Annotated in this window: 18 protein-coding genes; 4 read left to right on the forward strand and 14 right to left on the reverse strand. The window is 50.7% G+C overall.

All coding sequences use genetic code 11. The annotated features are described in order from the left end of the window. Positions 1-3 precede the first annotated feature (3 nt). The 13 genes from AVO41_RS08495 to AVO41_RS08555 all read right to left on the reverse strand — a co-directional run bounded on the left by AVO41_RS08495 (position 4) and on the right by AVO41_RS08555 (position 14,082). The gene (locus AVO41_RS08495; RefSeq protein WP_068585584.1) at positions 4-612 is read right to left on the reverse strand and encodes a hypothetical protein; all 609 of its coding nucleotides are present in this window, start codon (positions 610-612) and stop codon (positions 4-6) included. Between the two features lie 2 nt (positions 613-614). After that, positions 615-2,549, reverse strand: coding sequence for a hypothetical protein (locus AVO41_RS08500; RefSeq protein WP_068585587.1), 1,935 nt, complete (start codon positions 2,547-2,549; stop codon positions 615-617). 87 nt (positions 2,550-2,636) lie between these two features. Then, positions 2,637-4,301, reverse strand: coding sequence for a hypothetical protein (locus tag AVO41_RS08505; protein ID WP_153003521.1), 1,665 nt, complete (start codon positions 4,299-4,301; stop codon positions 2,637-2,639). Between the two features lie 58 nt (positions 4,302-4,359). Beyond that, positions 4,360-5,373: a lipoyl synthase gene (gene lipA / locus AVO41_RS08510; RefSeq protein ID WP_068585593.1), complete on the reverse strand. Its 1,014-nt coding sequence runs from the start codon at positions 5,371-5,373 to the stop codon at positions 4,360-4,362. Between the two features lie 78 nt (positions 5,374-5,451). Beyond that, the gene (lipB, locus tag AVO41_RS08515; RefSeq protein WP_068585596.1) at positions 5,452-6,084 is read right to left on the reverse strand and encodes a lipoyl(octanoyl) transferase LipB; all 633 of its coding nucleotides are present in this window, start codon (positions 6,082-6,084) and stop codon (positions 5,452-5,454) included. A 3-nt stretch (positions 6,085-6,087) separates the two neighbouring features. After that, positions 6,088-6,363: a YbeD family protein gene (locus AVO41_RS08520; RefSeq protein ID WP_068585600.1), complete on the reverse strand. Its 276-nt coding sequence runs from the start codon at positions 6,361-6,363 to the stop codon at positions 6,088-6,090. 6 nt (positions 6,364-6,369) lie between these two features. Further along, complete coding sequence (locus AVO41_RS08525) at positions 6,370-7,251, reverse strand: D-amino acid aminotransferase (protein WP_068585603.1); 882 nt, start codon at positions 7,249-7,251, stop codon at positions 6,370-6,372. After that, positions 7,251-8,456 (reverse strand): D-alanyl-D-alanine carboxypeptidase family protein, encoded by a 1,206-nt coding sequence (locus AVO41_RS08530; RefSeq protein WP_068585606.1) that lies wholly within the window; start codon positions 8,454-8,456, stop codon positions 7,251-7,253. Before AVO41_RS08530 ends, AVO41_RS08525 begins: the two co-directional genes overlap by 1 nt. A 206-nt stretch (positions 8,457-8,662) precedes the next feature. Next, positions 8,663-9,799, reverse strand: coding sequence for a rod shape-determining protein RodA (gene rodA / locus AVO41_RS08535; RefSeq protein WP_068585609.1), 1,137 nt, complete (start codon positions 9,797-9,799; stop codon positions 8,663-8,665). Then, positions 9,789-11,612 carry a penicillin-binding protein 2 gene (gene mrdA / locus AVO41_RS08540; protein WP_068585612.1) on the reverse strand — a complete coding sequence of 608 codons (1,824 nt, stop codon included), beginning with the start codon at positions 11,610-11,612 and terminating at the stop codon, positions 9,789-9,791. Before mrdA ends, rodA begins: the two co-directional genes overlap by 11 nt. A gap of 3 nt (positions 11,613-11,615) precedes the next feature. Beyond that, on the reverse strand, positions 11,616-12,119 hold the full coding sequence (mreD, locus tag AVO41_RS08545) for a rod shape-determining protein MreD (protein ID WP_068585615.1): 504 nt from the start codon (positions 12,117-12,119) through the stop codon (positions 11,616-11,618). Continuing rightward, positions 12,109-12,984, reverse strand: a complete 876-nt coding sequence (gene mreC / locus AVO41_RS08550; protein WP_235584712.1) for a rod shape-determining protein MreC — start codon at positions 12,982-12,984, stop codon at positions 12,109-12,111. Before mreC ends, mreD begins: the two co-directional genes overlap by 11 nt. 51 nt (positions 12,985-13,035) lie before the next feature. Next, on the reverse strand, positions 13,036-14,082 hold the full coding sequence (locus AVO41_RS08555; RefSeq protein ID WP_068585618.1) for a rod shape-determining protein: 1,047 nt from the start codon (positions 14,080-14,082) through the stop codon (positions 13,036-13,038). Between the two features lie 525 nt (positions 14,083-14,607). On the opposite strand from AVO41_RS08555, the gene gatC reads away from it, so the two are divergent. The 4 genes from gatC to htpX all read left to right on the forward strand — a co-directional run bounded on the left by gatC (position 14,608) and on the right by htpX (position 18,927). Continuing rightward, on the forward strand, positions 14,608-14,901 hold the full coding sequence (gatC, locus tag AVO41_RS08560) for an Asp-tRNA(Asn)/Glu-tRNA(Gln) amidotransferase subunit GatC (RefSeq protein WP_068585622.1): 294 nt from the start codon (positions 14,608-14,610) through the stop codon (positions 14,899-14,901). Positions 14,902-14,947: 46 nt separating this feature from the next. Further along, the gene (gene gatA, locus AVO41_RS08565; protein ID WP_068585625.1) at positions 14,948-16,402 is read left to right on the forward strand and encodes an Asp-tRNA(Asn)/Glu-tRNA(Gln) amidotransferase subunit GatA; all 1,455 of its coding nucleotides are present in this window, start codon (positions 14,948-14,950) and stop codon (positions 16,400-16,402) included. Between the two features lie 13 nt (positions 16,403-16,415). After that, positions 16,416-17,852, forward strand: a complete 1,437-nt coding sequence (gene gatB, locus AVO41_RS08570; protein WP_068585628.1) for an Asp-tRNA(Asn)/Glu-tRNA(Gln) amidotransferase subunit GatB — start codon at positions 16,416-16,418, stop codon at positions 17,850-17,852. Positions 17,853-18,030: 178 nt separating this feature from the next. Beyond that, positions 18,031-18,927 carry a protease HtpX gene (htpX, locus tag AVO41_RS08575; protein WP_068585630.1) on the forward strand — a complete coding sequence of 299 codons (897 nt, stop codon included), beginning with the start codon at positions 18,031-18,033 and terminating at the stop codon, positions 18,925-18,927. Positions 18,928-19,008: 81 nt separating this feature from the next. On the opposite strand, the gene AVO41_RS08580 is transcribed toward htpX, so the two are convergent. After that, entirely contained in the window at positions 19,009-19,449 is a 441-nt protein-coding gene (locus tag AVO41_RS08580) for a SufE family protein (RefSeq protein ID WP_068585633.1), read from the reverse strand. Positions 19,450-19,589: the final 140 nt, after the last annotated feature.

The following is a 19,589-nucleotide window of genomic DNA, read 5'->3' on the forward strand; positions in this document are numbered from 1 at the left end:
AATCTAGCCGCTATGTGTTTTTTTCTCTGTATTATTATATGTAACCCATGTCAATGTAGACAAAATTGGGTCACGTATATCGAGGCCGACTTGTTCGGTAATATTTATTAGATTTTTATACATGTGCTCTGTAGCAACTTCACCAAGAACTTCTTTTATAGAGCTTCTTAAATCTGGGTTATTTAACTCATCGTTGCTATAAATTCCGTTCAAAACTGTTGATAAGTCCGAAAGCAAGCAGATGTCACAACTATTACTAATACTATTTTTCCTGTTTTCAAAAACCGATAATTTGGAAAAAAATTGGACAGTTTTTTTTCCAGATGAAGTTAAAGAAACGTTAGTAATTTCTTCTGGTGAAAAAACTATATATTCCATTTCTTGTGCCATTTCAATGGCTTTTATTATTTCCTTGGAAGTAATGCGACTTTCAGATAAGTAAAACTTATATCCCCAAGCTGAATATGAGAGCCCTTTGTTGATTCCAATAAAAGCAGATAAGTAAAGAATAACAAGTAATTCATCAACGCTTATATCATTAATGAAGTTGTCTTCTAGTCTTTTAAGGGTAAATAAAAGGTCAAACAGAGCGTAGTCTTGGTAATCAGTCAAGTTTAGGCTCCTAAGTGTTTTGCAATTTCATCGTAAGCATCATTGAATAGTCCTTCAGAGTCTTGTTGAACCTGTGATAAATCTGCCCAACCAGTCATTCTCTCAACATGCATTTTTTGATGACCACAGTTCTTCGCTAGTTGAGTAAGTATTTTTGAACTATTCAAGTTTGCAGTCAAAAATAAGCTATTCTTTAAAGCAAACTGAGAGAACATTTCTCCAACCATCGCCTCATAAGCAATATCTAGCGATCCTTCTGGGGTGTCTAGTAGCATTGTTACATTTTCATCCTCTTTGGTTGCAAACTGAATTAAACTCATTTTAAGTGCTATGTCGATGAAGAACCGTTGGCTTTCTGAAAGTTCATGTTTAGCAGCCCTAGCTGAGCCTCCTATAAATAAAGATAGAGGAGGTTTTTTGTGGTTAGGTTTTTTGTTGGGTGACATGTCCATGTTGATTTCAACCTCAACACCTATGAATTTTTGGGCTAATTTTTTAAATAAAGGAACAAATTTATTTTCAATGGTCAGATATTGGTCTGCAAGCAGCTTGAAGCCTTCAGCATAACTTTTATCAATTTTTGCTTTTTCTTCTATGTATTTCCTTTTGGTTTTCTCTAGAGCATCAATATGAGAATTTTTTTTAATTGTATTTTCATGCTCTTCAATGGAAAAACCTTCTGGAACAAGTTGATGCAATTCTGATTGTAGTTGTTCTTTTGATGTTATTTGTGCTGTAATTCTGTTGTTTAAATTTGAGCACTTTTCTTCAATTTTTACTATTTCGGCTTGAGCCTCTTGAATTTCTAAATCTGCTTTAGTGAGTTCACTTGTTAAACCCTCGTTAAGCTCATTCTTTTCAATGTAAGTGTTACATACTGGACAGCACTCGCTATCAGTTAATTTTCTTATATTTTTAATAGATTCTTCGCTTGTTGAGCCGCATGAAAAACAACTTTGGTCGATTATGGATTGTTCGACTTTTTTATAAAATTTTGTTTGCAATGTTCTAGAAGAGAAGTTTTTAAATAAATTTCTGAATTTTATTTCTTTATCAAATTTATTTTGTACTTCTTGTGCTAGTAAAGACTCTTCATCCCTTTTTTGCCTTTCCAAAAGCTCAATTTCGTCCTGAATTGAGTCAATTTCTTCTTGTAATTCTTGAGCTTTTTCCATGTCAAGGATGCCGATATCGATATCTTTTAGGGATTCACTGATTGCTTTTTTTGCTTGAGAAATGGCCCATTGCGTGTTCCTGATATGAGAAGCTATTCGTTCTGACTCGAATTTGTCAGCGTTCGTTTTGTCTGCAATAGACGGATCTAACCCGATACAACTAAATAGAGCATATTCCAAAGCATGAGAGTCCCAAAATAATAAATGGTGGTTTTCGTCAAAAGACATTACATCTTGAATAAGAAAGGCAAAACGATGAAAGGATTTAAGATTTGTGTGGAGTGCAATGTACTTTTCAAAAATATCTGTTTTAACGTCTGTGCTATCAGTAGCGTTGTCTTGGTACAAATCTTTATTACCATTGCTTATATCGATTATGTTTAAGCTTAATATCTCTCCTGCTTCGGAAATTTTTCTCTTGATAGAATATTGATAGACTTCTATTGTGAACTTTAAGGAAATCGACGATTCTCCATTAAAGTCTGAACGGCCTGAAAAATAATTTCTAGCAATTTTTCTTCCTTCTTTTTCCCTTTTATCAGGAGCTGTTAGATCTGTACTTTGTCCTCTCAAAAATCCGCAGAAACCGTAAATAATTGAAGTTAAAAAGGTCGATTTTCCCAAACCATTAGCGCCTGTTAGGCAATATACATCTTTTGAAATGTCCAGGCTGATTTTGCCATCCACTTTTTTATAAATAGAAAAACCATCAAGCTCTACGTATGTAAGCTTGGGGAGCCTTATTTTGTTTAAATCTTCCATTAGTCACTCGAATATTTGTCTAGTTATTTTTCGCTTAATTAAAAAATTCGATATTAGCATAGTTATAAAATGATAGGGGAATTTTACTTAAGTTAGCTCTAGTGTTTTTGATTCAAGGCAATTTACTAGTTTCGTTACAGAATTCCAAGTATGCAAAACTCGTTTCAATGCAATGTTTGTTCCATCTACTGCTTTACCATTAGCCCCTACCCAAACCCCTTTTAGTCTTGAGAGATTACGAAGAATTAAGCTAAGAGTTTCTTCGTTTATTGGTTCTTTATGCTTTAGTAAGCCGACGGCGCACTCTCCTTTGTGTCGCTGCTCAATATCGACCCAGCAGTAGTGTTTGTTGTTGCGCTCAATGTCGATGACGATGACCGTTCTCTTGGTATGGCTTGAAGACTCAAGGTAGGCCCATTGTCTTTTGCCTTCTGGGCCGGATAATGGCATATGGTCAACCGTTCGTATGCCGATTTTCATTCCTTCTTCGGACAGTAGGTTTACAGCTTCGGTCAGCATTTCAAGATCGGCTCCGACGCCTTTCTTTCTTTTGATTTTGGCCTGTTGGTTTGTGGAGTCTTGGCTGTAGTCGCCTTGCCCAGTTCCAAACCCGGTCGGGCTGGGTGTTTTGGGTTGGTTGGGAACGGATTTGTATTCGTTGTATTCTTTGCTGTCCGGCTTAATGATTTCCTTGTCTTCCAGGAAGTCGAATTGCGATGACTGATTCAGGATATTGGTGATCGGGAAGTTTTTGTTCGTTTCGGCCTCGCTGTTAAGCGCTCCCTTGTTTCCGTTTTTCTTGTCGTTTTTTCCCCTTTGGTAGGGCTTTTTTTCTCCCGGAGGAATGTCTTTTTCCGGATCTGCCTGTGAGGCGTTGTTGTCACGGTTGGCTTGAAGTTCCGAGAACGGGAAAGGGTGTGAGCATTTTTGAAGCTGTAGCACCAGGTATCTGGGGTGGTCTTTCGTTCCCGTTTGGATGCCTTTTGCGATCCAGCGAGTGTTGCCGATAAAAGGCATTCCGCAGTTGAACAGGCCCGATTCTTCCGTGTCCATGTAGCGTAACAGACTATTGTGAATCTCCTGCACGCCTTCTCGGGCCGTTTCGTCGAAAAGGATACGACCGATCGTCCAGGCATCTTTTGTTTCAAACTTTTGTCTGAGGTGAACGATCGCACGATCGTTTTCTTCGTCGTAGCCGCATTTTTTTGGGTTGACGATTTGATCGACGGCAAAGCTATATTCGCCCCAAAAAGCGCTGTGGGAAAGGTCTGTCGAATTGCAGTAATATAATCGAGCGATTTCGGAAGCCGGGATGATAATGCCGTAAGGATCGTCGTTGTATTCGATGGCGAGGCATTTGGAGTTGGCCGCTTCTCGCGGAATTTTTAGACTATGGGGTTTAATTGCATACCTGCCGTCATCAATCTTCTCCCAGGCGGCGATGGTCCGGGTCGTTTCCGGTGAGATATGGATGCCGGGGAGTGTGAATTTTTTTATTTTGGAGGGAGTTCCGGTCGTCAATCTGCCGTCAACCCAATAGGTTCCTATTTTTAGAATAGGGAGCTGCCCGGTACCGACTTCAATTGTTTTATCTATGAGCTGGTCGCCCTGTTTTGAGCGAATGAACAACTCTATCGTGGGTTCCGAAGATACGTTGGGGTTTCTTTTGACCCTTCCGTGCCAGACGATTGACCAGCCTCCCTTGGGGAACTCTTTAATCGGAGGGATGTCTGCTTGGTATCCGTATCTCAAACCCACTCCCGGTACAAATTACCTTTGTTCAATCCAAAATAGCGATGTTCAGTCCAAATTAGTGTTGTAACTCACAGCTGTGCGCCGCACGTGCCTGTCGATCAGCATGGTAGGACGATCGCACCATCGGCCCTGAGGCAACGTGGGTAAAGCCCATTTCATAGCCTTTTTCTTCAATGGTGGCGAACTCCTCCGGCGTCCAATAGCGAGCCACCGGCAGGTGATAATCCGAAGGCTGCAGGTACTGGCCCACCGTCAACATCTCTACATTGTGCGCGCGCAAATCCTGCATGACCTCAAGCAGTTCTTCCATGGTTTCCCCCAAACCGACCATTAGGCCGGATTTGGTCATGCAATCGGGGGCGCGGCGCTTAAATTCCTCAAGCAGGGTCAGCGAAGCTTGATAGTTGGCCCCAGGGCGAGCTTCTTCATAGAGTCTGGGGACGGTTTCCAGATTATGGTTCATCACATCTGGCGGGCAGTTCTGCAGAGTTTCCAATGCAACGGTCAGGCGACCGCGGAAATCCGGTACCAGGGTTTCAATGGTGATGTCCGGGCTGCTATGGCGAATGGCGTCAATACAGGATTGGAAATGTTTGGCACCGCCGTCGCGTAAATCATCCCGGTCCACGGAGGTGATCACCACATGCGACAGCCCCATGGCTTGAATGGTGTCGGCGAGGTGTTGCGGTTCCTCTTGATCGAGCGCCTGGGGGCGTCCATGGGCGACGTCGCAAAAAGGGCATTTGCGCGTGCAGATCTGGCCCATGATCATAAACGTGGCCGTGCCATGGCCGAAGCATTCGCCCAGATTCGGGCACGATGCCTCTTCGCAGACGGTGTTGAGCTTTTGTTCTCTCAGGATCGCTTTGAGTTCTTTGACTTTGCCAATGTGTCGGGCCGGTGGCAGCTTGGCTTTGATCCAACGGGGTTTTTTGAGCTTGGGTTGACTGGGGTCGGGCTTATGACGCAACGATTTGGTTTTGTATTCCCCCTTGCTCATCGCCTGGTTGCGTGCTTTAAGTCCGGCGACCGCGTCGAGAGAAATTTCCTGATAGTTGGGAGCACTCATAAAGGCCTGTTTGTTTTGTTCATAAAAGATGGATTATAGGCGATGGTTCTCGCTTTGGAAACCATTGTCCGGTCTGAATCAGAGCGATCTAAACGCCTGAACGAATGCCTGGGCCAGTTGTCGGCTTGCCTCCTCCAGTGAGGGCAAAGGGGTGTTGTGCAGGCAGTCTCGAACCTGTGTGACGCTGGTCTGATGCAATCCGCAGGGGGTGATGGCATGAAATGGAGTCAGATCCATGTCATAGTTCAGGGCCCAGCCGTGATAGGTTCGGCCACGGCGGACCTTCAGGCCTAATGAGGCAATTTTGGCGTTGTGAACGTAGACGCCGGGTGCGTTTGGGCGCGTATGAGCGTCGATTCCGTGTTGCGCTAGAAACTCAATCAGGATGGATTCCATTACGCTGACCAGCGCCCGGACACCGAGTTGATGGCGCTTCAAGTCCAGTAGCAGATAGCCAATGATCTGGCCCGGTCCATGGTAGGTGATTTGGCCTCCCCGGTCGGTGTCGACAATGGGGATGCCGCTGTCGTAGGCGGCGGGTAAAACAAAGCGGGCATCGCCATTAAGTCCCTGGGTATAAACCGGCGGGTGCGAAACCAGCCAGAGCTCATCCGGTGTCTCTGCCGTGCGCTCATCGGTGAAACGCCGCATGGCTTGCCAGGTCTCGAGGTAGGGCTGCTCGCCTTGGTAACGAATTTGGAGGGTCGACATGGCTTAGAGCATCATCAGGATTTCGGGGTGATCCTTGAGCTCGGCGTAAATATTGTGCAGCTGTTCCATACTGGTGGCATGAAAGGTGACGTTGACCGAGACAAACCGGCCCTTGCTGGAATGTTTGAGTTCCACATTGTCCTGCGGGGTATCCGGTGCGTATTTACGAGTAATGGTCAGCACGGTGGTTTCCAATGTCTCTGACTGGCGTCCCATCGCTTTGAGGCGGTAATCGCAGGGGAAATCGATCAGGTTTTCGGTATGTAAATCTCGTGTCATATGCGTTCAATCCGTCAACGAAGTGGGCCAGGCCTGTTTGATTTGTTCAAAGCGGGTGTTGAGCTTTTGCCAGATCGGCCCCGGTTGGCCGTTGCCGACTGGCTGATGGTTGAGTTGCGTGACGGGCAAAGCGTTTTTGGTGGAACTGGTCAGCCAGATTTCATCGGCGTCATCAAGATCCCGGCGTGTCAGGAGCTGTTCGCAAACGCGCAAGTCACAGGCCTGAGCCAGTTCGATGACCACCTGGCGGGTCACCCCTGCAAGCAAGTGATCAGACAAAGGAGGCGTGCTGACCTGGTCACCGGCCACCACAAAAACATTGCTTGCGGTGCCTTCGGTGATCAAACCGTCTTCCCGATACAGAATGGCGTCATCCGCCCCTTGATCTTGGGCCTGCAGTTTCAAAAGAATGTTCGGCAAAAGGGTAATGGCTTTGATATTGCAGTGCTGCCAGCGATCATCCGGCAAGGTCACCACTGAGAGCCCACCCGCCAACCACTCTGAGTTCACTGACTTGAGTTCACTGGCGTAGGCATACAAAGTGGGGGACAAATCCGGATCCGGGAGGTGGTCACGCCGCATTTGGGTGCCGCGTGTGACCTGCAGGTAGACCACCTGGTTGGGCCAGGGGTGGTAGCTGATTAATTTGGTCAGCATGGCCTGCCATTGCTCTGCATCCATCGGATTTAAAATCCGACTTTGATCCAGGCTTTGGCTCAATCGGTTCAGGTGCGCCTCAAGCTTGAAAGGGGTGCCGTTAAACACCGGGATGACTTCGTAGACCCCGTCCCCGAACAGAAAGCCACGATCCTGGGGGGAGACGCGGCACTTTTCCAGTGGCAGAAAGTCGCCATTCAAGTATGCAAACTGCCCGCTGGATTTTGCCATCACTCGCCGCCGTTCAACCAGGAAAACAGGCTGGCAAACAACTGTTGGATCTGGTCAAACAGTTTCTTGAAAAAAGAGCCTTCTTCCACATCGGCCAGTGCGACCAGCGGTCGATCAACGATGGCCTCACCGTTGAACTGAACGGTCAGACGCCCCAGTTCCTGGCCAGCTGTTACCGGTGCGGTTACCTGCTGGTCAATGCGGGTTTCCACCTGCAGATTCTGGTACTGACCGCGGGGAACCGTAACAAAGACGGGTTTTTCAATCCCCAGCCCAATGGTGTCCAGCTTGCCTTCCCAGACGCGTGCATCGTCCAGGCGCTGGCCACCTTCATACATGGCATGGGTTTCAAAGAATCGGAAACCGTAGTTAAGCAGTTTTTGGCTTTCGCGCACCCGGGCTTTGGCACTTTCGGTGCCCAGAATCACGGAGATCAAGCGCATCTGATCGCGCTCGGCCGAAGTCACGAGGCAATAGCCCGCGGCTTCGGTGTAGCCGGTTTTGAGTCCGTCGACACTTGGGTCTTGCCACAACAGTTTGTTGCGGTTGTACTGGGTAATGCCATTAAAGGTGAATTTCTTCTGGGAATACCAACTGTATTGTTCCGGAAATTCGGTAATCAGGGCTTTGGTTAGGCGGGCCATGTCGCGCGCACTGGAATAATGTTGGGGATGGGGCAGGCCGGTCGCATTCATAAAATGCGTGTCGTTCATGCCCAAAGATTTGGCGTATTTGTTCATCAGCTCGGCAAACACCTCTTCGCTGCCTGCGATGTGCTCCGCCAGGGCGACGCTGGCATCATTACCGGATTGGATCACCATGCCTTTAATCAGGTTTTGAACACTGACCTGCTTGCCCACCTCGATGAACATTTTTGATCCGGGCATTTTCCATGCCTTGGACGAAATCGTGACCATGTCGTCAAGCGCAATGTTGCCTTTGTTCAGCTCGTTGAAGACGATATAGCCGGTCATGATTTTGGTCAGGCTGGCCGGTTCGAATTGTTTGTTTGGGTTTTTGCTGGCAATAATGTGGTCGCTGTGATAATCGATCAATACATAGGCATCCCCTTGGGTGTTTGGTGGCGAAGGCACCACATGAGGGGTGGGTTTAGGCTGTGGGGATTCGGCCTGGACGGGCAGAATCAAACCGGATAATAATAGCGTCGCAAATGTGACGAACACAGACAGTTTGGGGAATGCCATGGGGTTCTTTTTTCCTGTTCTTAAGGGGTTGGCAGTATGGGCATCTCTGGAAGCCGTCATTGAATGGCGCCGACGGCCAGCTTCTATGATACCGCGCTATTTTAGCGAAATTCGATGGGAATACAAAGCCTCGACGCCATCTTCTCCATGGTTCTGTCAGGAACCACCAGGCCTGGTGATTTTTGCAGGGATGGAGGTCTGTTGGATTATTCGCTGGCTGAGAGCAGGCGTTTATGGGTGTGAAAGGACATTAAAATACCGAAACTGATCATCAGGGTGACCATCGAGCTGCCACCATAGCTCATCAATGGTAGAGGTAGCCCCACAACCGGCAGCAAACCGCTGACCATGCCGATGTTAACAAACACATAAATGAACAGCGTCATCACCACGCTGGCAGCGGTTAGGCGTGCAAAATTGTCCTGCATTTGCGTGGCCATGTACAAGCCGCGCGCAATCACCAGGAAATACAGTGTGAGTAACACCAAAACGCCCATCAAGCCAAACTCTTCGGCCATAACGGAGAAGATAAAGTCGGTGGTGCTTTCCGGTAGAAAATCCAGGTGGGCTTGAGAACTGCCCATAAAGCCTTTGCCTTCTAATCCCCCGGAGCCGATGGCGATTTTGGATTGGATAATGTGATAGCCGCTTCCCAGTGGATCGCTTTCTGGGTTGAGGAACGTTAAAACGCGCTGTTTCTGGTAATCATACATATAAAAGTGCCATACAATGGGCAGGCTGCCGACCACCGCGACCATGGCTGAGAGAATCCATCGCCACGAAAGGCCGGCAAAAAACACCACGAACAAACCACTGGCGGCAATGAGTACCGCGGTGCCCAGATCAGGCTGCATAATAATCAGGCCCGAGGTCAGTCCGATCAGTCCCAGTCCCAAAAGCAGGTATTTTGAAGCAGGGGGCAGGGTGTTCTGCGCAAACAGCCAGGCCAGCATCAGGGGCAGGGCCACTTTCATGATTTCCGAGGGCTGAAATCGTACAAACCCCAGGTCCAGCCAACGCTGCGCTCCCTTACCCAGGTCCCCAAACAAAAATACGGCAATCAGCATGCCGATGCCGGCCCCGAATATCCATGGGGTGTGTATGCGGATTTGATTGGGCGGGATTTGCGCAAACGCCACCATAATCCCGAAAGCCAAGCCAAGTCGGATGATGTGGCGCCATAAAAGCTCCTCGTCTCCGCCGGAAGCACTGTAAACCACGGCGCTGCCTAAGGCAGCCAAAGCCAGCAGCAGCAAAACCAACCATAAATCCAGGTGAAACATTTCCAGCCCGCCCCGGTTTTGGCGATAAACGGTTTCTTTTTCCGGTAGATCAATTTTCATTGCGTAACTCATTCATGTAATAGTCGGCAATTTTGACGGCCATGTCCGCGGCTTTGATTTGCGCGTTTTCGATCACGACCGTGACCGCAATTTCCGGGTTTTTGACAGGGGCAAACCCGACAAAGAGGGAGTGATCCAGCAGCCGATCACTGAGTTCCTCTTCATTGTATTCTTCGTCCTGACCCAGGCTGAACACCTGTGAGGTACCGGTTTTCCCAGCCATGGGGAAGTCAATGTCGCGGGCATATCGCCAGGCGGTGCCGCGTGGAATTCTCAGCACGTCAACCATGGAGTCGATCACTTGGTCCCAGTTTTCGATGCGCTGAATCGGGATTTGCTGCTTGTCGGGTGAGGGGGCAGCCAGATTTAAATGAGGCCGCACAATTTCGCCATAATTGGCAAGGGTGGAAATGGCTTTCGCCAGTTGGATCGGGGTGGTCAGAAAGTAGCCCTGGCCGATGATGGCAATGATGGTCTCCCCTGTGTACCAGTTTTCTCCTTTGGCTTCTTGTTTCCAGGCCTTTGAAGGTAGGATGCCGACTGATTCCTGTGGCAGGTCGATATCGGTTTTGTGGCCAAACCCAAACGGGTAAAGTTGGTCATGGATCATGTCGATGCCCATGTCCAGGCTCAGTTCATAAAAATAGGTGTCGCAGGATTGCACCACCGCATCATGCATGTCGACCAGGCCATGTCCTTCACGCTTCCAGTCCCGGTAGCGGTGGCCTTTGAACTCCATGTAACCGGGATCAAAGATTTTTTTTGTGGGGGAGATAATGTTCTGTTCAATCGCGCCCAGGGCCACAAACGGTTTTACCGTGGAGCCGGGCGGGTATTGCCCATTGACAACGCGATTGATCAGAGGACGATCGTAGTCTGACAGCAGCGCCTGGTAGCGGGATTGCGAGATGCCATCAACAAAGTGATTGGGGTCGTAGCCGGGTAAGCTCACATAGGCCAGAATTTCACCATTGTTGGGGTTTGTCACAACGACGGAGGCCTTCTGGTCGGCCAGTAAGGATTCAATGTAGAGTTGCAGCCGAATGTCCAGTGCCAGTTGGATGTCCTGACCTGCTTTAGGCGGGGTGGTTTCGAGTTTGCGAATGACGCGTCCATTGGCATTGGTTTCTATTTGTTGTACCCCTGGGTAGCCATGTAGAGTCGATTCGTATTGCTTTTCGACACCGAGTTTGCCTATGGCATCGGTCCCGGCATAGCGAGCCGGGTCAACCGTGGCAAGTTCCCGGCGGTTGATGCGCCCCACGTACCCCAGCGCATGGACTGCGGCTTTGCCATGAGGGTAGTAGCGTTGCAGCTTTGAAACCAGCGAAATGCCGGGGAAACGGAAATTGTTCACCGCGAAACGCGACGCTTCTTCCTCACTGAGCGTATAAGAGAAAAAAATCGGGCGGTGGATGCTCGCTTTCTGAAAACGTTCGGCAAACTGATCGAAACGATGGGCCGGCAGATTAGGCAAAAGCGTGCCCAGCTCTGACAGCGTCGTCTCAATGTCGTTGATTTTGGTTTTATCGAATTTTAATGCGAAAACCGGGCGGTTACCGGCCAGCAGAACATGATTGCGATCGTAGATGCGCCCACGGACGGGTGAGATGGCTTCGACTGAAATCCGGTTGCCCTCTGCCAGTGCATGGTATTGATTGTAGTTAAACCATTGCAAGTACGCCATTCTGGCAAGCAGGATCAGAAAGAAGAGCAGCGCCAGTGCAAAGGCAGCCAACACTCGGTTACGAAACAGGCGGCGTTGTTGCTTCCGTTCGGTTTCTGTTTGGTAGGCGCCTGATGAGTGCAGCATGGTTCAGTGAAACAGCAGTTTTTGGGTAAAGCGGGCCAGTGTCATGGTAATCACTGGCCACAACAAGCCCGCGAAGACCGGTTCCAGAACATAAAACGTCCACCCAGCGCCGGAGAGCGCTGGTTGAAGCAGAAGCCAGCTCAGGGCTTGAAAAATGGCATAGTAAATCACGATCATCATGCTTTGCTGCCAGACCGGGAAGGCCTTGAAGCTTTGACGGATGCGCAGCATCATGAAGGTGATCAGAACAAAGAGCAGAGCATGGGCACCGAGAGGGCTGGCAAGGATGGCGTCAAACAGCAACCCCAGAATAAACGCGGAAAAAAGGTGGGTGTGCTCAAAAATTTGTGTGGTCCAAAAGATCAAAATCAGTAAGGTTAAAGACGGCGCGTTATGGATGTCGGCACTGATCATGAGCATGGTGTCCAGTACCAGGCCGATTAGAAAGCTGGCAAGCCAGAGCCATTTCACATCGCTGAGTTTGAGCGAAAACACCTTAGTCGTCATCGTGCGGGTCCCTCATTGACACGGGCCGGGTCAGAATCAGTACTTTTTGCGATCGGTTGAGTTCTGCCACGGGCTCGGCCTGAATGCTCAGGTACGGTCGGCCTTGCGTCTGACTGACCTGTGTGACCCGAGCGATGGGGTAGCCTTCCGGGTACACATGCCCCAGCCCCGACGTTTCCAGGAGGTCTCCGACCCGAATGGCTGCGCCATCTGGAATGAACATTAGTTTGAGCCGGTCATGCCCCATGCCGCTGAGCATGCCGCGTTGCCCGTTACGTTGGACTCGAACCGGCACCTGAATTTCGGGATCGGTAATCAAGCGCACTCGACTGCTGACGGGGGTGGTGCTTGTGATTTGCCCGACCACCCCTTTGGCATCAATCACCGTTTGATTCAATTCCACCTGATCCAGCTGCCCTTTGTTTAGAGTGTAAAAGTGGGTATATGGCGTTTGGCTGTAGAAACTGACCGAGGCGATTTGGACCTGGGTGTCATCCATTTGGCTGGCCGTGCCCAGCAGGCGGTTGAGACGTTCGACATCCAGTTTGAGTTTACTGAATTGTTGTTGCTGTGCTTTGAGCAGCAGAATTTCGGTTTTCAGGCGTTGGTTCTCAAGCTGGACTTCATTGAGTGTTTGGTAGTCTTGTTGAAACCAGTCATACCACTCGCCAGGCAGCGCGGCAGCACGCTCAATCGGGTCGAGCGTGGTCAACAGCAGGGAGCGGAAATGCGTTAATGCCTGGCTGTAGTGGTCAGCCACCATCAGCGCGATCGACAGAATAAACAGGGCCAGAAATTGAGTGGCTTCCTTTTGGGGGGAGGTCGTGGTCAGATTGATTGCAAACCTCCTTTTGGCTGAAAGCACGCCATGACCATGCCCTTTTCCCTTTGTTGAGTTGTTTTATGCGCTCAGGTATCAATCCAGAGAGAAGACATCAATGCCTTTTTCGTCCATCAGTTCCAGCGCGCGGCCCCCGCCTCGTGCAACACAGGTGAGCGGGTCGTCTGCGATGATCACCGGGACCCCGGTTTCTTCGGAGAGCAATGTGTTCAAGTTGCGAAGCAAGGCGCCACCACCGGTTAGTACAATGCCGTGTTCGGCAATGTCCGCGCCCAACTCGGGAGGCGTGTGTTCCAGAGCGGTTCGAACGGCACTGACGATTGCCGACAGAGGCTCCTGCAACGCTTCCAGAATTTCATTGCTGTTGAGGGTAAAGCGTCGCGGTACGGATTCGGCAATGTTAGCACCATGAATCTCGAGGGTATCCGGTTCGATTTCGTGGTAGGCGGTGCCAATCTCTTTTTTGATTTTTTCAGCGGTGGCTTCGCCAATGATCATGCCGTAGTTGCGACGAACGTATTTGATGATGGCATCGTCAAAACGGTCGCCGCCGACTTTGACCGAATCGGACCAGACAATGCCGTTTAGTGACAGTGTTGCCACTTCGGTGGTGCCCCCGCCGATGTCAACGACCATGGAACCGGTGGCTTCGCTCACTGGCATGCCTGCGCCAATGGCTGCGGCCATGGGCTCTTCAATCAAATAAACTTCGCGGGCACCGGCACCGGCGGCGGATTCACGAATGGCGCGTCGCTCAACCTGGGTAGAGCCGCAAGGCACACAGACCAGAACCCGAGGGCTGGGTTGGAAAAAGCGCGCTTCATGCACCTTGCGAATGAAGGATTGCAGCATTTTTTCAGTGACTTCAAAGTCGGCAATCACGCCGTCTTTCATCGGGCGGATGGTCTGAATCTTCTGGTTTTCCTTGCCCAGCATCTGCTTGGCGCCTTCCCCGACGGCGACAATGGAGCGGGAGTTTGATCCCTGTCGGTTGTTCATAATGGCGACGACCGATGGTTCATTGAGCACCATGCCTTTGCCCCGGACATAAATCAAAGTGTTGGCGGTGCCAAGGTCGATGGAGAGGTCGTTGGAAAAAAGTCCGATAATTTTGCGAAGCATTGAAGCGAATCCTTAAAAATAAAACGGTCACAGGGAATCGATGATCGTTGAGCCCTGCTGAATGCCTTGGGTTGACTTGGCTAAACACCGATCAGCGCATGCCCGGCATAAAATGATTTTTCTTTGCTAATGAAAGAAAAAGACTTCATGTGCTTGTCCGGTGCGCGGCCTTTATAAAGCGTCAGCACGGATCGTTGGTTTGCGCACCGAGCATAGGGTTTACGTGTGTGGTTTTGCCACCATTTCTGCGCCTTGAATAATGCCTGGCAGTACAGTCAATTCCCAGTCTGATATTCTGCGCTATTTTATAACAAACACCAAATAAAAAGTCATCCTTTTCTCGTAAAAAGCACGAATCAAAATCCTGTCCATCGCATTGGGTCAATTCAAGGGGGAAAATCCCCTTTAACCCTTCCTGAAATGCCTCAAATGTGGTAATTTAATCGGATTTTTTAATCAATCGATTTTGGGTTGAGGTCAACCGGACACGGTGCGATCAGGACCCTCTGTAAACCGGAGAATCAGATGGCCATAGAAAAAAAGGACGTGACCGCCATTGCGCGATTGGCTGCTTTGTCTGTTGAAGAAGAAGAGATCGGGCAGGTCGCCGGTAAACTGAATCATATTCTGGATGTGTTGCAGACCATGCAATCGGTCGAGACCGACGGCGTTGAGCCGATGTCCCACCCACTGGACCAGGTGCAGCGCCTGCGGGAGGACACGGTCACCGAAACCAATCAGCGTGATCGCTATCAACGCATTGCCCCGGCCGCCGAAAAAGGACTTTATCTGGTGCCTCAGGTGATTGAGCAGGTTTAACCCCGATCGGGGGCGGACCCATTAAAACTGAAATTCAGAGAGAATCATGCATAACCTATCATTAAAGACGCTCAGTGAGCGCTTGCAGCGCCGTGAGTTGACGAGTGTTGAACTGACGCAGCATTTTCTGGATCGGATTGCCCGTTTCGACGGCGAACTCAATTCGTATGTCACCGTGACGCCGGAGCTGGCTTTGGACATGGCCAAAGAAGCGGATGAGCGGTTGGACCGGGGAGAAGGCCACCGTTTAACCGGGATTCCCGTTGCCCACAAAGACATTTTTTGCACACGCGATGTCAAAACCAGCTGCGGTTCCAAAATGCTGGATCAGTTTTTGTCACCGTATGATGCGACCGTGGTGGAGAAGCTGAACGCATTGGGCATGCCTATCCTGGGCAAAACCAACATGGATGAATTTGCCATGGGCTCTTCGACGGAAAGCAGTTATTACGGCCAGACCTTGAACCCATGGGATAAAAAGGCCGTGCCCGGCGGCTCGTCCGGTGGCTCTGCCGCAGCCGTGGCCGCCGGACTGGCACCCGTGGCCACCGGGTCTGATACCGGTGGCTCCATTCGCCAGCCAGCGGCATTCTGTGGCATCAGTGGTATCAAGCCAACTTACGGTGCGGTTTCTCGTTATGGCATGATCGCCTACGCCTCCAGCTTTGACCAGGGCGGCCCCATGACGCGCTCGGCCGAGGATGCGGCCTGGATGCTGGAGGCCATGGCAGGCTTGGATGAGCGCGATTCCACCAGTGTGTCTCTGGCGCGGACCGATTATGCCCGGGATTTAGCACAGCCAGTGAAAGAGCTCAAAATTGGGGTGCCGGAGGAGTATTTCTCCGAAGGACTGGATAACGAAGTGGCGGAAACGGTTCAGGCCGCCATTCAGGTTCTGGCTGACCAGGGAGCCGAAGTGGTCCCGGTTCACCTGCCCAACAAGGATTTGGCCGTCTCCAGCTATTACGTGTTGGCGCCGGCGGAGGCGTCTTCCAATCTGTCGCGGTTTGATGGGGTGCGTTACGGGCATCGCTGTGAAGCACCCAAGGATCTGAATGATCTGTATACGCGTTCACGCTCGGAAGGGTTTGGCGAAGAGGTCAAGCGCCGGATCATGGTCGGGACCTATGTGCTGTCGGAAGGGTATTACGATGCCTATTATCGCAAAGCTCAGAAACTGCGCCGTCTGGTACGGGACGATTTTGTCAAAGCCTTTGAACAGTGTGATCTGATTGTGGGCCCGGTGGCGCCTTCGGTGGCATTTGATATCGGTGAAAAAACCGATGATCCGGTGAGTATGTATCTGGCGGATTTGTACACCATTCCGGTCAATCTGGCCGGTTTGCCTGCCATGTCCGTGCCAGCCGGTTTTGCGCAGGGTCGGCCGGTGGGGCTTCATATCATCGGCCCCTATTTCGAAGAACACAAAATTCTGCAACTGGCCCACCAGTATCAGCAGGTGACAGACTGGCACCACTCGGTGGCCACCGACTATCGTTAAGGGAGACGTTGCAATGCAAGATTGGGAAGTGGTCATTGGTCTGGAGATACACGCTCAGCTCACCACGCAAACCAAAATTTTTTCCGGCTCGTCCATCGCCTACGGTGCCGAGCCCAATACGCAAGCCAATTTGCTGGATTTAGGGATGCCGGGCCAACTGCCGGTGCTCAACAAAGCGGTGATCCCCAAAGCGATTCGTTTCGGGTTGGCGATTGGCGCCAACATCGGGCGGCGCTCGGTGTTTGACCGTAAAAACTATTTTTATCCAGACTTGCCCAAAGGCTATCAAACCTCTCAGTTTTCTTACCCGATTGTGGAAGACGGCGGCAGTTTGGAAATCGAAGTGGAAGGCGAGACCCGGCGCATCGGTATTACCCGGGCCCACCTGGAAGAAGATGCGGGCAAGTCGATTCATGATGCGTTTCCCGGCATGACCGGGGTCGATTTGAACCGGGCGGGGACGCCGTTGTTGGAAATCGTCTCCGAACCGGATATGCGTTCGGCACAAGAAGCCGTGGCTTATGCACGCAAGATGCACGAACTGGTGCAATTTTTGGACATTTGTGATGGCAACATGCAGGAAGGCTCGTTCCGTGTGGATTCCAACGTATCCATCCATAAGCCGGGCACGCCATTTGGCACGCGCGCCGAGCTGAAAAACATCAACTCGTTTCGGTTTATTGAGCAGGCGATTGAATTTGAGGTGGCCCGTCAGATCGAGATTCTCGAGTCAGGTGGTGAGGTCGTGCAGGAAACACGGCTTTATGACCCGGAGCGCAATGAAACGCGCTCCATGCGGGAAAAAGAAGAAGCCAACGATTACCGCTACTTTCCGTGCCCGGATCTGTTGCCGGTTGTGATTGAGCAGGCGGACATTGAGCGCGAAGCCGAAGCCATGCCCGAGTTGCCGGATGCCAAGCGAGCGCGTTATCAGCAGAACTGGGGCTTGTCCGAGGACGATGCCCAGGTGTTGACCGCCTCGCGTGCGATGTCGGACTACTTTGAAACCTTGGTGGATCTGACCGGTGAAGCCAAAAAAGCCGCCAACTGGCTCATGGGCGATTTGTCCAAGGCTCTGAATCAGGCAGGCTTGCGCATCGACCAATCACCGGTGACGGCTAAAATGTTGGCCGGGCTGATGGCGCGCGTGGATGATGGCACCATCTCCGGCAAAATGGCCAAACAGGTCTTCAGTGCCATGTGGGACGGTGAAGGCCATGCCGATGAGGTCATTGAGGCCAAGGGGCTGAAGCAGATCACCGACGAAGGTGCGATCACCGAAATGGTGGACCAGGTGCTGGCCGATCACCCGGATCAGGTAGCGGCCTATCAAGGCGGACAGGAAAAAATGCTGGGCTTCTTTGTGGGACAGGTGATGAAAGCCTCCAAGGGTCAGGCGAACCCGGCGCAGGTCAACGCTGTGCTGAAAGCACGTTTGGCGCAATCCTGATGGCAAGGTTTTCCCAACTTTTTACCAGGCCTGGTGAAAAGTCGGGATTTGCCTTCATTAAAACTTGAATCCCGATAAAAAATCTTTATATTAAACTCAGTTGAGGCAGTGAAATGGGAGAGAGTTCCATTAGGCTGTCTGCTGACTTGAATCAACGTTACCCTGGAGGTTTCAACGCATGAAACGCATTGGCTTGTTTCTTTTAACCAACATTGCCGTCCTGGCCGTGGCCATGATTACTCTCAACCTGTTGGGGGTCGGCAGCTACATGCAGGGCACCAGTCTGGATCTGGGCAATCTCTTTGCTTTTGCTCTGGTATTTGGTTTTGCCGGGTCGTTTGTGTCCCTGGCCATGTCCAAATGGATGGCCAAAATGGCGACCGGTGCCAAGGTCATTGAGGAGCCTCGCACTCAGGATGAGCGCTGGTTGCTGGAAACCGTGCACCGTCAGGCGCAAAAAGCCGGGATCAAAACCCCGGAAGTGGCGATTTATGATGCGCCGGAACCGAATGCGTTTGCCACAGGTATGACCAAGAACAAGTCAATGGTGGCGGTGTCCACTGGCTTGATGCGCGCCATGACGCAAAACGAAGTCGAAGCGGTTCTGGGGCATGAGGTGGCGCACGTGGCCAACGGCGACATGGTGACCATGGCCTTGTTGCAGGGCGTGCTTAACACCTTCGTCATTTTCTTTGCCAAAATCGCGGCGTTTATCGTGGATCGCATGATTCTCAAAAACGAAGAAGGGGGGCACAGTCTGGCTTTCATCGTGGTCGACATTGTGGCCCAGATTCTGTTGGGCATTCTGGCCAGCATCATCGCCATGTGGTTCTCGCGCTATCGCGAGTTTCATGCCGACAAAGGCGGGGCCTATCTGGCAGGCAAGGAAAACATGATCGCGGCGTTGCAGCGCCTGCAGAGCATGCAGCCAGGTCAGTTGCCGGATCAGATGGCCGCGTTTGGTATCTCGGCGGCGCCGTCAAGCTTTGGCGATCTGTTCCGCTCCCACCCGCCGCTGGAAGATCGCATCGCCGCCCTGCAGAATACGCCGCAGGAAAAGCTCAAAGTGGCGTAAGCCGCAAGAGGGTTTTTTAAGCGAATAAAAAAGGGCCGAATGGCCCTTTTTTTGTGTCGGTCATTGATTGAGCCGAAACGATTAAGGGGTCGTGCGGCGGGCTTCGGCCTCGGCTTTGATGCGCTTGATCATGTGATAAAGCCCGGTCGATCGATTGGGTGAGAGTTGCTGCAGCAGTCCGATCTCTCCCAGGAAGTCCAGCGGCGCGTTGACGATTTCTTCGGGCGTGCGGCCGTTATAGACCTTAAGCAAGAGGGCGATGAGACCGGAAACGATCGCGGCGTCGCTTTTGGCCTGCATGTAAAGACGCCCGTCTTTTTCCTCGATGGCTAGCCAGACTTGCGACTGGCAGCCATGAATGCGGTTGGCCTCGGTTTGAGTGTCTTCCGGCATCTTGGGCAGTGTTTTGCCCATGTCTATCAGGTACTTGTAGCGGTCCTTCCAGTTGTCAAAGTGAGTGAAACGTTTGACCAGGTCGGCCTGTACGGCTTCGATGGATTGTTCCGGTGGGGTAAGGTCCATGGTCGCTCCCTTATTTTCAGAACACTCATTTTACCAAAGAGTCCGAGCCAAGGCAGCGCTTCCCAGATTTTTGTGCAGTCTTTGACTGTACAAGCGCGCGCGTTTGGCTATACTGTTGAACGTTTTATGACAGTCACATT

Origin of the sequence: Thiomicrospira sp. WB1, from assembly GCF_001507535.1 — a bacterium.
Taxonomy (GTDB): Bacteria; Pseudomonadota; Gammaproteobacteria; order Thiomicrospirales; family Thiomicrospiraceae; genus Hydrogenovibrio.

Bases quoted from the DNA above. Each gene is read 5' to 3' on its own strand.
- mrdA (WP_068585612.1), bottom strand. From the start codon at position 11,612: ATGCTGCACTCATCAGGCGCCTACCAAACAGAAACCGAACGGAAGCAA.
- AVO41_RS08580 (WP_068585633.1), bottom strand. From the start codon at position 19,449: ATGGACCTTACCCCACCGGAACAATCCATCGAAGCCGTACAGGCCGAC.
- AVO41_RS08520 (WP_068585600.1), bottom strand. From the start codon at position 6,363: ATGACACGAGATTTACATACCGAAAACCTGATCGATTTCCCCTGCGAT.
- lipB (WP_068585596.1), bottom strand. From the start codon at position 6,084: ATGTCGACCCTCCAAATTCGTTACCAAGGCGAGCAGCCCTACCTCGAG.
- gatC (WP_068585622.1), top strand. From the start codon at position 14,608: ATGGCCATAGAAAAAAAGGACGTGACCGCCATTGCGCGATTGGCTGCT.
- AVO41_RS08525 (WP_068585603.1), bottom strand. From the start codon at position 7,251: ATGGCAAAATCCAGCGGGCAGTTTGCATACTTGAATGGCGACTTTCTG.
- AVO41_RS08530 (WP_068585606.1), bottom strand. From the start codon at position 8,456: ATGGCATTCCCCAAACTGTCTGTGTTCGTCACATTTGCGACGCTATTA.
- AVO41_RS08555 (WP_068585618.1), bottom strand. From the start codon at position 14,082: ATGCTTCGCAAAATTATCGGACTTTTTTCCAACGACCTCTCCATCGAC.
- mreD (WP_068585615.1), bottom strand. From the start codon at position 12,119: ATGACGACTAAGGTGTTTTCGCTCAAACTCAGCGATGTGAAATGGCTC.
- lipA (WP_068585593.1), bottom strand. From the start codon at position 5,373: ATGAGTGCTCCCAACTATCAGGAAATTTCTCTCGACGCGGTCGCCGGA.
- rodA (WP_068585609.1), bottom strand. From the start codon at position 9,799: ATGAAAATTGATCTACCGGAAAAAGAAACCGTTTATCGCCAAAACCGG.
- htpX (WP_068585630.1), top strand. From the start codon at position 18,031: ATGAAACGCATTGGCTTGTTTCTTTTAACCAACATTGCCGTCCTGGCC.
- AVO41_RS08500 (WP_068585587.1), bottom strand. From the start codon at position 2,549: ATGGAAGATTTAAACAAAATAAGGCTCCCCAAGCTTACATACGTAGAG.
- gatA (WP_068585625.1), top strand. From the start codon at position 14,948: ATGCATAACCTATCATTAAAGACGCTCAGTGAGCGCTTGCAGCGCCGT.
- gatB (WP_068585628.1), top strand. From the start codon at position 16,416: ATGCAAGATTGGGAAGTGGTCATTGGTCTGGAGATACACGCTCAGCTC.